Consider the following 12,780-nt stretch of genomic DNA (forward strand, 5'->3'; position numbering starts at 1 on the left):
CACCCCCTTGCGCTTGCTCTAGCTTACCACATAGACGCAAGAGGATGGGGCATGCACTACTGACGTACGCGCCTACTCCTCCTCGGGAGCACCCTGAGGTGGCAGCAGGACAAAGCTTAGCAGGAGGCCAACGAAGCCTGCGATCACAGGCGCTCCTGCCCAGAAGGGCGCGGACCACTGAATGCCGCTCTCGTACGTGATTGGTCCCACAATAGAGAGGTCAATGAAGTACAGGATATAGAGCATCAATGGCACCAGGAAAGCAAACAAACGCACGCGCTCCGGCTGGTCCGATGATAGCTGCAAGAAGCGATAGACAAGATCTGCCGCGAGTCCACCCAGAAGCGCCGTGGGAACAGCGATCAGTGCCGCACGAGGATGAAAAGCCAGCATCAGCACGCCGTTTAAGCCGAGCATGAAGGCGAAGGTGCCAAAGGGCAGCCGCCAGCGGCGCATAATCAAGAGCACACAGCCCATCATAATAGCAGTATTCAGCAGGATAGCGGTAATGCCATCTGTGGCTGAACGCGTAACAGTAAGCAGTGGCCAGGGTGAGATCAATGGTGAGGCATAAGAAGTAAAAAAGGTTAAAAGCGAGAAGGTAAAGGTCAGGGAGAAAATGACGGGTCCCAGTTGGCGCCAGGAAGGGGCAGCCCCAGAGCGACGCCAGGCGGCACGCAATGGACCTGTCAAGGCGAGAGCAATGCCCAGCGCCAGGCCCAGGTGTGTTGGGCTAAGCAGAGCCTCGGTGCTGCGCTCAATCCCCAGAAAAATGTGCCAGGTCATATCGCCAATACCGCAAATGCCAAAAACCACCAGGCCCAGCAGCGTAAGATCATACCCCTTTGGAATGGCGCGCAGCCAGTTCTGATCTTTCAGGGCAGTACTCAGCAGCGATCCGAAGGATGTGCTCTGGCCGCTTGTAAGGGCTGACTGGCGTACGTTGAGAAATACCTGAGCGAGCAGAGTAAAAGCCACCGCCAGGTATCCCGAATAGAAAACAGCATGCCAGGGGGTAAAGAAGGTCTCTAGCTGTGGAATATTGCTGTGCGCCCACCCATCGATAAAGAGACCACCCAGCCACCAGACGGAGACAATGACCATAATCCAATCAAAACGGAGGGAGCTCGCAGTTCGCACTACTATCCCGCTTGCTTCCTGAGAAAACCCTAGGCTATCAGATTTGCTCGCCATGGTAGGATTCCTTCCTTGTGATGTTCCCATGCATCTAGGTATGATACCTTCATTTATACGACGAACTATACACCAGAGTTAGAGAAAAGTCTATTCAACCTCAAGGAAGGACGGGCAGTTCCCCTGGTGTGGAGGTGTAGAGGGCGCAGGTGCTAGAAAACACTGAGAAAATTATGAGCATATATAAAAGCGGAGAGATGAGGTATGCTCCTCATCTCTCCGCTTTATTGATAGAACTGCTTTTGTTATTGTAACACTAGGCTGATAGCTTCAGCCGTAGCTCAGCAGCGGCCTCGCGCTTGCTCACATAGACCTTATTGCCACAGTAGATGTTGCGCTGCTTGAACTCCTGAGGAGTTTCACGCTCATAGCGCTCGCGCACGCGTGGGTTGCGCTCGGCGGCTGGGGAGAAGAACCAGGCGTCTGCGAGAGGAGCATAGGCGGCATCATGCACCCAGGCGGGACAGGGAAGCTCATATTTCGCGCACAGATACTCCACCGAGGCCGCACAAAAGACCGCCCAGCGCTGCAACTCGGGCGCCAGGCTAGCCGATACCTCGATAGAATCTTTGACCAGCTCCTCGCGGCGGTCCGCGAAATTATCAAAGAAGTCGTTCATAAAGTCGCCTAGCGGGACCCACGGTGTTTTGTCGGTATCCTCACAGATCTGCCGAAAGGCGACAGCCATGGTCTGTAGCTGTGTGCATGTTTGCATGATACTATCCTCTTCTGCTTTCAGCCTTTTTCGCTGTCAACCAAATTATAACATGAAGAAGGAAGAAACAAGAAGAGGTAGGAGGAGAATCTCAGCAAATTGCTAAGATTCTCCTCCTACCTCTTCTTGTTTGCGCTTTCGCACCTGCGGTGCTCGGGGATTGATAAGTGTGTGATGTGTATTTTTTGAACGCGTATGCGTTCAAAAAATACACATCACACACTTACTCAAAAAATAACTCGTCGAGGGTGTCTTCGAGGAAGTATTCTTCTTGCCAGCGCTTGGCGATGAAGGTATCTACGAGAGTCTGAGCTTCATCGCGCGTGCGGACACCGAGTTGTTGGGAGAGCGCTTCGACGTCGCTGCGGTCCTTCTCGCGGAAAGAGATCAGCTTCAGGGCGAGGATGCAGGCTTTGGAGGGGAGATAGACCGAGAGCTTGCCAAAGGTTTTCCAGTGGCGGGCCTGAGGTTCAGGGGCGAAACCGCGCACAAAGAGGGCCGCGTCATCGTTGAGCCAGTGCTGCTTGATCTTCAAACGGCGGGCGACCGCGCGCACCGCCGTTTGAAAGAGCCTGGTCTCTTTGGTGGCCGTATCCCGATTCGTGGTATCGGGCAGGTCCATCAAGACGACGTCGATATCCTGGGTCGACTCGCGGTTGCCGACCATCATAAGCATATAGACGCCGCCCACGATCATAATACGCACCGGCTCCTGAAAGCCGCGCCGCTCTAGCTCATCTCCCAACTCCTGGAGATAGAGCTCGACTTCTTGACGCTCCATGCCTTAGCTCAATCCTTGTTTTCACTCTGATTGCTATTTCTTACCCAGCTTCGCCAGTACCGCCTGCTTCAGCAGGGAAATCTCCTCCACCTTCATCAATAGAATACCACCAAAGAAGACGATCACGGCGGCTCCACCTGCAATGAGCGTCGTTAAGAGCTGACCGCGCAGCGTATGCAGGGAGAAGAAGTCATAGTGGCCCATCCAGTACTGCAAGGCCCAGGCAACCACCCCCATCACCACGGTCGCGATAATAATCTTGAGGAGCGCCGGGAGCGAGGAACGGAAATGTAGCGAGCCAAAGAATTTGTAGAACAGGGCGAAGAGGAGAATGCCATGCATCGAGTTCTGCACAGTGTTGGCGAAGACCAACGCGGGCATACCAATCGTGCGATAGAAGGGCAGCGCGACCAGAGCGTAGAGGCCATAGCAGACAAAGCCCACAATGACGGGGACAATGGTGTTCTTGCGTGCATAGAAGGCGAACATAATCAACTGGTCCACGACCAGGAAGGGAAGCTGATAGGCGTAATTTTGCAGGGCGACCGCCGCCAGGTCGGCATCGCTGGGCTTAAAGAGTCCATGATGGAAGAGCAGAGAGACTATTGGATAGCGCAGGATGATCAGGCCCGCCATGGCCGGGATCATCAAAAGCAGGCCCAGGCGCAACCCCATGGTTAGCGTCTCTTTGAACTGATTATCCTCATTCTCGGTGGCGTAACGCGAGAGCGTAGGCAGAATGGCGAAGGAGAGCGCTGCCGCCACAAGGCCACCAGGGAATTGAATTAAGGCCGTAGCGAATTTAGCAGCTGTCAGATTAGCCGCATGGTCACCAGGGGTACGCGTCATCAGGCTGAGATCGAGGAAGACGAAGAACATACTGACGATATAGCTCACGGCCAGGGGGGCATACAGCTTGAAGATACGCCGGATCGCTGGATGCTTTACATCCAGCACGAACATATATGGCAGGCGCTGGCGTTTCAGTCCAGGTACCAGCAACACGACCTGGGCCAGGCCACCGAGGATAACGCCAAAGGCCAGGCCCAGTTGGCCAAAGTGGGTAGCACCAAGCCAACCAGTCACGATGGCGCCAGCAATGATTCCCAGGTGCAGCGCGCCAGAGGCAAAGGCCGCGAAACCAAACTCCTTGCGCGCATAGAGCACAGCCTGCAAGACAGCGAAGGGTCCCATAATGGTCAGAGCACAGATAATAACCTGGGAGAAGGTAATCGTAAGCGTCTTCTCGCCCGCTGTGAAATCGCCTGCCAGAATAGATCCCACAAACCAGGGCGCGACAAAGATAAAGAGCGCATTGACAAATAGGGAAATAAGAATCAACAGGTTCACCAGGCTATAGACCACGCGCCTCAGCTCCTGGTGACTCTCCTCATCGGCGTAGTCCGTAAAAGTGGGAATGAGCGCGCCACTGACAGTGCCATTGGCCAGGAGGTCAAGAAAGGTTTGAAGGGGCGTCAAGGCGGTAGCGAAGGGGCCTGTAACGGCTGTGCCCAGGCCCGCCAGAACACTCTGGCGTAGCTGACCCAGCACGCTGCTCCCCAGGTTTCCCAGCATAACAACCGTCGCCGACTTGACGAGCTGGCCTCGTTTACTTGGTGTTGGGGCGGTCTCGTTTACCTCAACTACCTCAATTATCTCCTGGTCAGCAATCTCCTGCTGGACCGGCTCCGGAGCTGGAACATGGGCTATGCTCGCTTGCTCTTCCATGAATGAACTACCTCTTTATCTCTTGCGTTATATGTGAGTTTATTTTCATAGTGTATCACTCCAGGGGTAACAAACCCAGCAAAGGTAGAAATAATTCCTATTCTTTCTCACTCTTCGCGCCTGCGGCGCTCGCAGGAGTAGATGATGTGGTGGCCCTGGCAGCCTGCGGCTGCCAGGGCCACCACATCATCTATCACTTAAAATGAGCGCTTGCTTATAGAGGTAGTTCCCACGTTTCGCCCACGAGGTCATGGCCATAGCTGTGGTGAGGCTCTTGCTCCACGAGCGTGAAACCTGTTTTGGTGTAAATGTGGCGCGCCTCCACAAGAATGCTATTCGTCCAGAGCTTGAGCTTTTTATAGCCCCTACGACGCGCGAAGCGGATACACTCCTCGACGAGACGAGTGCCGAGTCCCAGGCCACGGGCCTTCGGCTCGACTAGCAGCAGGCGGAGCTTGGCCACGTCCTCGTTGGCCCGCACAACAAATACTGAACCCACAATCTCGCCTTGCATCTCGGCAATCCAGCAACGCTCCCATTCTGGCTGATAGTTGTTGATAAAATCTGCGACAATCTGGGCCACCAGGGCCTCGAAGCGCTCATCCCAGCCATACTCCTGGGTATAGAGCACGCCATGCCTGTGCGTCACCCAGCCCATATCGCCCGGCTCATGTGAACGTAAAAAGAAGGGTTCAGAGTATTTCAGGCTCTTGTTAAAAATATGCTCAATGCTCTCCATAGCCTGAAGCAGGCGTTGCTGCTCGCCCTCGCTTAACTCACCGAGCATTTCACTGACTTCGTCACGTGAACGCTGATCCAGCACCGCAAAGGCTTGCCTTCCCTCAGTGGTCAGGCGCAGGAGGCGCTGGCGACCATCGGTTTCGGAGCGCACCTTCTCCAGCAGTCCTTGCTGCTCCAGGCGATTGAGGATACGGCTCAAATAACCCGCGTCCAGTCCCAACTCGCGGCACAGGTCAGATGCCGTCAGAGCATGGCCTTGAGCCAGGTCAAAGATCACACGTGACTCGGCCAAGGAGTAGGGGCTATGCAACAAGCCCTCGCGTAATACCCCGATCTGCCGAGTGAAGAAGCGGTTAAAACGTCGTACCTCGCGAATCCTGGTCTCCAAATTATCCACCATCACTTTTTTCCTTTCCTTGCTTATGGCAATTAATTACTTGCTTCAGTCAAATATAAGCTAAAAACAATAAAAATGCAAGGAAGAGGACAGAAGGCGATCTCTTCCTCTTTTTTCTGTCTCTGTTCCCCTTTGTTTGCCACTGAAGGTGTTAGGCAACTGCTCGCAAAACTATGTCTCCCCTTTATCTCGATGCGCCTGCCTCCTTTTGCTCAAGCGATACGTGTTCAGTTACAGACAGACACACAATATATCGCTCTACCAAGAGGAGGGAGCCACGCTGCATTCATTGCCACTTCTCATATTAATACTAATTTTTGTGGCCGCAGCCGCCGTCGTCTGGCTGGCTGGTGTCTATCTCTCGAGCATGACCGATGAGATGGATGATCGCTTTAAGCTGGGGCAAGCCCTGGGAGGCATGCTCTTCCTGGCCATTACGACAAACCTGCCAGAGATCGCGATTACGGCCAGCGCGGCCCTTTCACATAATCTGGAGATCGCGGTTGGTAACATCCTGGGCGGAATCGCCATTCAGACAGTGGTGCTGGTCTTATTTGATGTGGTGGGCCTGTGGCGGAAGGATGCGCTGAGCTATTATGCCGCCTCCCTGCAATTGATCCTAGAGGGTAGCCTGGTCGTTGCCGTACTCTTCCTGACGATAATGGGTACACAGCTCCCACCGTCGCTCGTCTTCCTACGCGTTACTCCGGCGACACTCCTCATTACTATTACCTGGGTTGTCGGCGTCTGGCTAATCGGGAAGGCCCGCAAGGCTCTCCCCTGGCAGGAGAAGGGAGTTCCCGAGGAGGTGCTGCATGGGAAGCGTAGCGATAGAAAAAAGGAGAAGATACAACACTGGAGCACAGTACGCGTCGTCATTGTCTTTCTGGTTGCGGCTCTCTTTACACTGGTTGCAGGTGTGGCACTTGAGGGAAGCGGCAATGAGATCGCCAATCAGATCGGTATGAGTGGGGTCGTCTTTGGTAGCACAATTCTGGCGTTGGCAACAGCCTTGCCAGAGATCTCAACGGGTCTGGCTTCAATCAGATTGAAATCCTATAACCTGGCTTTTAGCGATATCTTTGGTGGCAATGCCTTCCTCCCGGTCCTCTTCCTGCTCGCGACCCTGCTCTCAGGCGAAGCCGTGCTGCCGAAGGCACAGAAGGCCGATCTCTACCTGGCCGCGCTCGGTGGCGTACTTACCATTATCTATATCCATGGGTTGATTTTCCGGCCTAAGCGTCAGATACTACATATGGGCATCGATTCGCTCCTGGTGCTCATCTGCTACGTGCTGGGTATCCTGGGACTTGTTACCTTCGCGCGTTAAACATTTCAATGGACTATTTAAACGAAGGGTATTTCATGAGGCAGTACTCACCACGCTTTTATATCCTGCTCTCTGTTGGAGCGGCTCTGTTCACGATGGCGGTCAAGTTTATTGGCTACTTTCTTACAGGTTCGGTCGGCCTCTTTTCTGATGCCGCCGAGTCCATCGTGAATTTGGTCGCGGCCCTGGTAGGTCTCTGGGCCCTGACGCTTGCCGCGAGGCCCGCCGACGAAGACCACGCCTATGGACACACCAAGTCCGAATATTTCGCCAGTGGTGTCGAGGGGGCGCTGATCCTCGTCGCGGCCCTGTTCATCATCTGGGAAGCCATCCCACGCCTCCTTCATCCAGAACCAATCGAGCAAGCCTGGCTGGGCCTGGCCTTCTCTGTTTCAGGCGCCATCGTCAATGCTGTGCTAGCCTGGTTTATGTTTCGCGCAGGAAAGCAGCAGCGTTCCATTACGCTTGAGGCCGACGCACACCACCTTTTCGCAGATGTCATAACGACCGTTGGCGTCCTGGTAGGCATAGTCCTGGTCGCCCTGACGGGTTGGTACATTCTTGATCCGCTGATCGCCATCGCCGTCGCCATCAATATCGTCTGGACAGGCATCAAGCTGCTACGCGAAACAGGGCTGGGTTTCCTCGACACGGCCCTCCCACGTGAAGACCAGGACCAGATACGCGCAGTCATGAAGCATTACGAGGAGCAGGGTATCGCCTTCCATGCCATTCGCAGCCGCTCGGCGGGTCACCGGCGCTTTATCTCCTTCCACGTACTCGTACCCGGCAACTGGACGGTGCTCAAGGGGCATACGCTCTGTGAAGAGATTGAGCTGGCTATACGTAAAACTCTTCCCGGTAGTACTGTCTTTACCCATCTTGAGCCTAAGGAAGACCCCACCTCCTGGGAAGATACCACGCTCGACCGCGTAGAGCAGCAAATAGAGTAAGCGAACTTATAAGGTTGCTAATAGAGGGGAGTCTTCCTCCTGTACCTCCCCCTCTATTAGTTTTTTTGTGCTTATTGCACGTACTGTTGCACAACAGCCAGTTCGTTGGCAAGCCCCTCCCACTCGTCTTGATCTGGACCATCATAGATCAAGGTATAGGGGCCAGAGAAGTTGGCCAGGCGCGTAATGTCTAGACAACGTAGATAGTCTTCCTGGTCCAGGACGTAGGGTGAGTCAAAAGAAGCCTTCGCATGGCAAGACTCAGCCAGGGGAGCAATCTCTTCAAGGGCTGCATATTTCCCATGACCCTTCCAGTTACCAAAATCGAGGCAAAGTCCGACCTCGCCATTCAGGCGCTCGAACAGGGCCTGAACCGACTGGGGAGTTGAAAGGAGCGCGAACCAGTTCTCAGTCATCAAACGTACATTCCTTTCCCTGGCCTCAGCCGCCAATACGCTCAAGGCCTGGTAGCTTCGTTCTAGCGCTTGAGGCGAGGGGTCGGATTTTCCAGCGATCGCACGTATACAGCGTGCCCCCAGTGCTTGAGCCACGTCCAACCACTGACGTATCCATGCCAGGTCACGCTCCCCATTCGTGGGATGTGTAATATCGCCATCATCTACCAGTAGCGAGAAGAGTTCTACCTGTGCAGCCTCCAATGCCGCTCGCAGTTCTCCGAGATACCCTGAATCAAGAGTGGGCAAGTGAAAATGACAAATCTCCATAGTAGAGATGCCCGCCTCCACCAGGCGCTCAGGCAATGCTAACAGCGAATACGCCCCCTTGTTGTGAGTATCGGCTGGCAGCGGATCGCCAACACCATAAAAATCTGGACTGCCAAGAGTACGATCCAGGCTCCACGTAGATACTGAGACACGAGCAGCTTGATTATTCGTCTGCAAAATACATCCTCCCTCTCTCTTGCAAAGAGCGAAACGCTCCTATACATAGGCAAAAACTTTTATAGTGAAGTATATCTCTCAAAGCAGGCAGCCGTCTATTTTATTGCCAACTGCATCCAGGGAAAGAAGCCTCACCCTTCGCGCCTTATAAGAGAGGTGAGGGGTAAGCAGTCAAGCGTATGGTAGGAGGTGAGGCCTTTGCAATGAGGCATATGAACAAGCATGGACAGCCCTGGCATGGTGCGTATTGTCAAACAGCAGTTGCGATACAGACACAATTTCGACCAGCCTGCTTGGCTCGATACATAGCCAGGTCCGCGCGTTTCATGAGCTGATCTGGAGTCGAGGCATGATCGGGATAGAGGGCGACCCCCACGCTGATAGTGACATGCGTCTCATGCCTCTCTCCCTCGGTCTGCCAGCAACATGGCCGCGCTTCCAGAGCACGACGAAGCCTTTCTGCGACACTCATTGCCAGATCCAGGTTGATGTCCCGTAAAATAACCGCAAACTCCTCTCCTCCGTAGCGTCCGACCACATCATCTGCCCGAAGGGAGGCTCGCAGGCGCTGCCCCACTTCATGCAGGATACAGTCGCCAACCTGGTGTCCCCAGCGATCATTGATCCGTTTAAAGCAATCCACGTCGACAAAGAGGATCGCACATGTTCTCTGACAACAGTCAGTAAACACAACATTGAGTGCGCTCATGATTGCTCTATGATTCGGGAGCTCTGTGACCGGATCAGTTGTCGCGGCACGGGCTTGTTCTCGATACAAACGGTCTACTTCCATGAGCAAGACCTCTTGTTGCTGATACGCTTCCTGAAGTTGCTTGCGCAACATTCTTTCTTTTTCCGTCTCAAATTGTTGATCACTCAGCAAGGCCCGTAGCCGGGGATATTCTCCTCCAAGCCAACCCACAGCAAGTGTTACCGCAACACTCATGAGGAGCGTATTTTCCCAATTCCTGTTGGACATTGATGCAACCAAGGATATTGAGAGCGTCGCCCAGATAGCGATTACCGACGTACTTATTCCAGTGAGTGCGATAAAGAAAAAGGTAAAATGTTTTCGCCACCGTAGCCCAGGAGAAGCGCCCTGTTGAGATCCATAAGAGCGGATAAAGAAGGGCAGGACAAACAGAATGATCATCGAGGTGAGGAGCAGGATAACACCTACTGCCAGGGAAAGCTCATAGTTATTATACCTCGTCACTGCTGGATTTTGCTCGTATACATGCAGCAAAGGGAAGAGGACAAAGAGGACGGCGGAAATCACCGCAACAGCCAATGCATCTATAAGCAGAGAGACGAGAGGAACACCCCAACGATTAGGACGCGCAAAAGAAGCGGGAAGGTGATGGTGTTGAGCCAGCGTCACCAATAAACGCGAAAAGAGGAGTAGATAGACAACCAGCAGTATCACATCTGAGCAGGCCAGGGCGAGGGTAAAGAGGGAACCACCAAACGAGCCAAAGAGCATGGTGCTTGCACGAAATGCGATCAATGTTTCTGTTTTGGGCGCGGCTGGTAGCACTACCACAAGGCTCCAGGTACCAAGAAGGTAGAACAGCAGTATGAAGCCCGCTCCCCACCAGACATAGGTTGACGCGTGTCGCAAACCAGCCTGTCCTTCACACAGTTCCCTCCCCAGGAAAAAAGGATAATTGACGCCGAGTAAGGCGAAAATGATGGTACTAAAATAGGACGCATTGTTCGGGAAGACGGCATACCAGTTTACGGGGCGTATAAAGGAGGCAGCGCTCTGGTGCCCTTGTAGGAGCCATACGAGCGCCCCCGCGCCGAGTAAGAGATAGAGCAGGCAATAGAGCAAGCAGCTTACGAATAAGACGTGCTTTAAGCGTGCGAGCGGGAGACAACTGATACCCACCGCCAGGCAGAAAAGAAGAAACATGGCGAAGGTATATTGAGTGGGTGTACTGAGATACGCCGGGTATGAGAGGTGCAGATAGTCAGCCGCCTCTTCAATATAGGTAGCCGTCAGTAAAAGACCAGCAACCCAGGTGCCAAAGGTCACGATAAAGCCTGGAGTCGAGCCAAAGACACTGCTGACCCAGGCATAGAGGCTACCCTGCCCAGGTAAGCGCAGCGCAAGCCACCGGGTGATGATGGTACAGGGAAGCAAGAAGCTTGCTCCTCCCAATAGCCAGTAGGAAATCGCGGATGGACCGGCGGGGTGGATATAAGCAATATTAGAAAAGGCCATGACAGCCAGGACGAGAAGAACAACAAGGTCCCTCCTGCTCAGCACAGCAGGGAGTAGGGGAATCTCAGGTCTGGAGCCTGGCAAGGGTTTGTTAGGTTGAGATGCTGAGAGCGTCTTCATTACTACTTCTCTCCCTGGCTAGAGGACAATGAGCAAGAGGGAAGCGTTTGGCTATAAAAAGAGAAGAAGGCCAGCGCGCGCGGCATACCTGCTCTCTATTATTCATAGTAGTATCAATAAAAAAAACAAGTCACACCAGGCATCGGCTTGCTCTACTCCTGATGTGACATGAGTTGTCGCGACCGCAGACAGCTACTTGACGTACGATGTAGTCATTTTTCAGAGATCACTTCCAGTTTACTCGTCCGGTGACGACCAGCACGAGTGCAAAGCAGAACATGGGGACAAGGCCGAACAGGCCAATGGGCGCGCTTAAAAGCGAGTTACCCCTCGAGAGAGCCAGTACTCCAAAATTTGCTTGCGCGTTGAACGCAGCATGGGCCAGGGTCGAGGGCCAGACACTGCCAGAACGGAAACGCAACCAGGCAAAAATGATACTGAGCAGGACAGTGAAAAGCATCATCATCAAGATACCAAGCCAGGGATGACCGGGATAATTGTACCCATCCAGCACAATCAATGGAGCATGCCAGAAACCCCAGACCAGGCCGACAAGGATGGCTGCTGGGAGACCGCCAAGTGGAGCCAGGCGTGGGAGCAGGTAACCGCGCCAGCCAAATTCTTCCCCAAAAGTAAAGATCATGTTGAAAGGGAGGCCCAGGGTAAACGCCAACACTATCTGCGAGATCAGGCTGATTGTTGCCAACTGCGTTGTGGACATCCCAAGCTGCAGCACGCGCGTCCCCAGACGCGTTTGAAGAGCGTTGGCGAGTGTGTGCAGATGTTGGTTAAGATCCCAATGTTCATAACCCACCAGCAACACAAAGCCGATACTGGCCGCGATCAGTATCGGCGGAACGATGTAGGCTGCCAGATACATCCAACTCGCGCCACGCTGCCCTTTGGAGCGCAATCCAAGTCCCGCGTCGGCGAACCCCTCGTGGCGGATCAGGCGGGTCAGCAGCGCTCCCAGTGCCGGGCCAAACATCCCAATCGCGGCCCGGATGGAGAAAGAGATGCCCACGGCACGCAATCCAAGCCAGAGACTCCAACTGATGCCAAACGTGAGGAGTAAAAAGAGGCCGATACCTTGCCAATCTACCCTGGCTGGCTGAGAGGATGCAGGCGCAATCGGGTCGCCTGACCGTAAGGAGGTTTCCATCATCTTTCCTTTGAATGAATAGATGTGTGAGTACGGCTATGACTATGTGTTTCTCGGTCTCATCAGTTCTCGGCTGGGGGATCGTCGAAAGATCCCGGTGCGTACTCTGGTTGTTCGCGTCGGTAACTGATATATGAATATAGATAGAGAAAGGCAGCCATCAACAAGACCAGAGAAAGGAGAAACCAGGGACGGAATGCCGGCATGAAGCTTAGCGGAATGCAAAGCAGGCCGCAAGCAACAAAGAACCTGCCCCCGACACGATGAGTGCGTTCCCACGAAGCATCACTGCTGAGCGTCCAAGGCGTGCGAATGCCCATCCAGAAATTCCGACGCAGTTTGCCAAGATAGTTGCCTGTGAAGATGAACAGCCCGCCAAGTCCCAACGAGATGAAAAAGCTTATGTCGAGGTTCATTCCCAGGTTGTTCGCCGTTGCAATGGCCTGGACCAGGAGCAGCACCACGATACTGCCCATGAAAAGGAGACCTGTACTAGGTATTGACAACGTGTACGAAAGTGAGCTAAAATC

General features: G+C 53.7%; 11 protein-coding genes. 2 read left to right on the plus strand and 9 right to left on the minus strand.

Annotated elements, in window-relative coordinates; translation table 11 throughout:
* Positions 1-72: 72 nt before the first annotated feature.
* The 5 genes from KTE_RS41905 to KTE_RS41925 all read right to left on the minus strand — a co-directional run bounded on the left by KTE_RS41905 (position 73) and on the right by KTE_RS41925 (position 5,559).
* Complete coding sequence (locus tag KTE_RS41905) at positions 73-1,194, minus strand: hypothetical protein (RefSeq protein ID WP_201392664.1); 1,122 nt, start codon at positions 1,192-1,194, stop codon at positions 73-75.
* A 256-nt stretch (positions 1,195-1,450) separates the two neighbouring features.
* On the minus strand, positions 1,451-1,909 hold the full coding sequence (locus KTE_RS41910; protein WP_201392666.1) for a hypothetical protein: 459 nt from the start codon (positions 1,907-1,909) through the stop codon (positions 1,451-1,453).
* Between the two features lie 223 nt (positions 1,910-2,132).
* A complete protein-coding gene (locus KTE_RS41915) occupies positions 2,133-2,690 on the minus strand; it encodes a hypothetical protein (protein ID WP_201392668.1) in 558 nt (185 codons plus the stop codon).
* A gap of 33 nt (positions 2,691-2,723) precedes the next feature.
* Positions 2,724-4,418 carry a murein biosynthesis integral membrane protein MurJ gene (murJ, locus tag KTE_RS41920; RefSeq protein WP_201392669.1) on the minus strand — a complete coding sequence of 565 codons (1,695 nt, stop codon included), beginning with the start codon at positions 4,416-4,418 and terminating at the stop codon, positions 2,724-2,726.
* A gap of 214 nt (positions 4,419-4,632) precedes the next feature.
* On the minus strand, positions 4,633-5,559 hold the full coding sequence (locus tag KTE_RS41925; RefSeq protein ID WP_201392670.1) for a helix-turn-helix domain-containing GNAT family N-acetyltransferase: 927 nt from the start codon (positions 5,557-5,559) through the stop codon (positions 4,633-4,635).
* A 277-nt stretch (positions 5,560-5,836) separates the two neighbouring features.
* Between KTE_RS41925 and KTE_RS41930 the strand changes: the two genes are divergently transcribed.
* Together KTE_RS41930 and KTE_RS41935 are read left to right on the plus strand one after the other, a co-directional pair.
* On the plus strand, positions 5,837-6,886 hold the full coding sequence (locus KTE_RS41930; RefSeq protein ID WP_201394569.1) for a sodium:calcium antiporter: 1,050 nt from the start codon (positions 5,837-5,839) through the stop codon (positions 6,884-6,886).
* A gap of 35 nt (positions 6,887-6,921) precedes the next feature.
* Positions 6,922-7,839, plus strand: a complete 918-nt coding sequence (locus KTE_RS41935; protein ID WP_201392671.1) for a cation diffusion facilitator family transporter — start codon at positions 6,922-6,924, stop codon at positions 7,837-7,839.
* 71 nt (positions 7,840-7,910) lie between these two features.
* On the opposite strand, the gene KTE_RS41940 is transcribed toward KTE_RS41935, so the two are convergent.
* The 4 genes from KTE_RS41940 to KTE_RS41955 all read right to left on the minus strand — a co-directional run bounded on the left by KTE_RS41940 (position 7,911) and on the right by KTE_RS41955 (position 12,726).
* Positions 7,911-8,741, minus strand: coding sequence for a sugar phosphate isomerase/epimerase (locus KTE_RS41940; protein WP_201392672.1), 831 nt, complete (start codon positions 8,739-8,741; stop codon positions 7,911-7,913).
* A gap of 250 nt (positions 8,742-8,991) precedes the next feature.
* Positions 8,992-11,088 (minus strand): amino acid permease, encoded by a 2,097-nt coding sequence (locus tag KTE_RS41945; RefSeq protein WP_201392673.1) that lies wholly within the window; start codon positions 11,086-11,088, stop codon positions 8,992-8,994.
* Positions 11,089-11,314: 226 nt separating this feature from the next.
* Positions 11,315-12,253, minus strand: coding sequence for a CPBP family intramembrane glutamic endopeptidase (locus tag KTE_RS41950; RefSeq protein WP_201392674.1), 939 nt, complete (start codon positions 12,251-12,253; stop codon positions 11,315-11,317).
* A 59-nt stretch (positions 12,254-12,312) separates the two neighbouring features.
* Entirely contained in the window at positions 12,313-12,726 is a 414-nt protein-coding gene (locus KTE_RS41955) for an SdpI family protein (RefSeq protein ID WP_201392676.1), read from the minus strand.
* Between the last annotated feature and the right edge of the window lie 54 nt (positions 12,727-12,780).

The organism is Ktedonobacter sp. SOSP1-85, from assembly GCF_016587415.1.
GTDB lineage: Bacteria > Chloroflexota > Ktedonobacteria > Ktedonobacterales > Ktedonobacteraceae > Ktedonobacter.

What these genes read in the sequence shown, in the direction of transcription:
- KTE_RS41935 (WP_201392671.1), top strand. Translation starts at nt 6,922, where the DNA reads ATGAGGCAGTACTCACCACGCTTTTATATCCTGCTCTCTGTTGGAGCG.
- KTE_RS41905 (WP_201392664.1), bottom strand. Translation starts at nt 1,194, where the DNA reads ATGGCGAGCAAATCTGATAGCCTAGGGTTTTCTCAGGAAGCAAGCGGG.
- KTE_RS41910 (WP_201392666.1), bottom strand. Translation starts at nt 1,909, where the DNA reads ATGCAAACATGCACACAGCTACAGACCATGGCTGTCGCCTTTCGGCAG.
- KTE_RS41950 (WP_201392674.1), bottom strand. Translation starts at nt 12,253, where the DNA reads ATGATGGAAACCTCCTTACGGTCAGGCGACCCGATTGCGCCTGCATCC.
- murJ (WP_201392669.1), bottom strand. Translation starts at nt 4,418, where the DNA reads ATGGAAGAGCAAGCGAGCATAGCCCATGTTCCAGCTCCGGAGCCGGTC.
- KTE_RS41955 (WP_201392676.1), bottom strand. Translation starts at nt 12,726, where the DNA reads ATGGGCAGTATCGTGGTGCTGCTCCTGGTCCAGGCCATTGCAACGGCG.
- KTE_RS41945 (WP_201392673.1), bottom strand. Translation starts at nt 11,088, where the DNA reads ATGAAGACGCTCTCAGCATCTCAACCTAACAAACCCTTGCCAGGCTCC.
- KTE_RS41915 (WP_201392668.1), bottom strand. Translation starts at nt 2,690, where the DNA reads ATGGAGCGTCAAGAAGTCGAGCTCTATCTCCAGGAGTTGGGAGATGAG.
- KTE_RS41925 (WP_201392670.1), bottom strand. Translation starts at nt 5,559, where the DNA reads ATGGTGGATAATTTGGAGACCAGGATTCGCGAGGTACGACGTTTTAAC.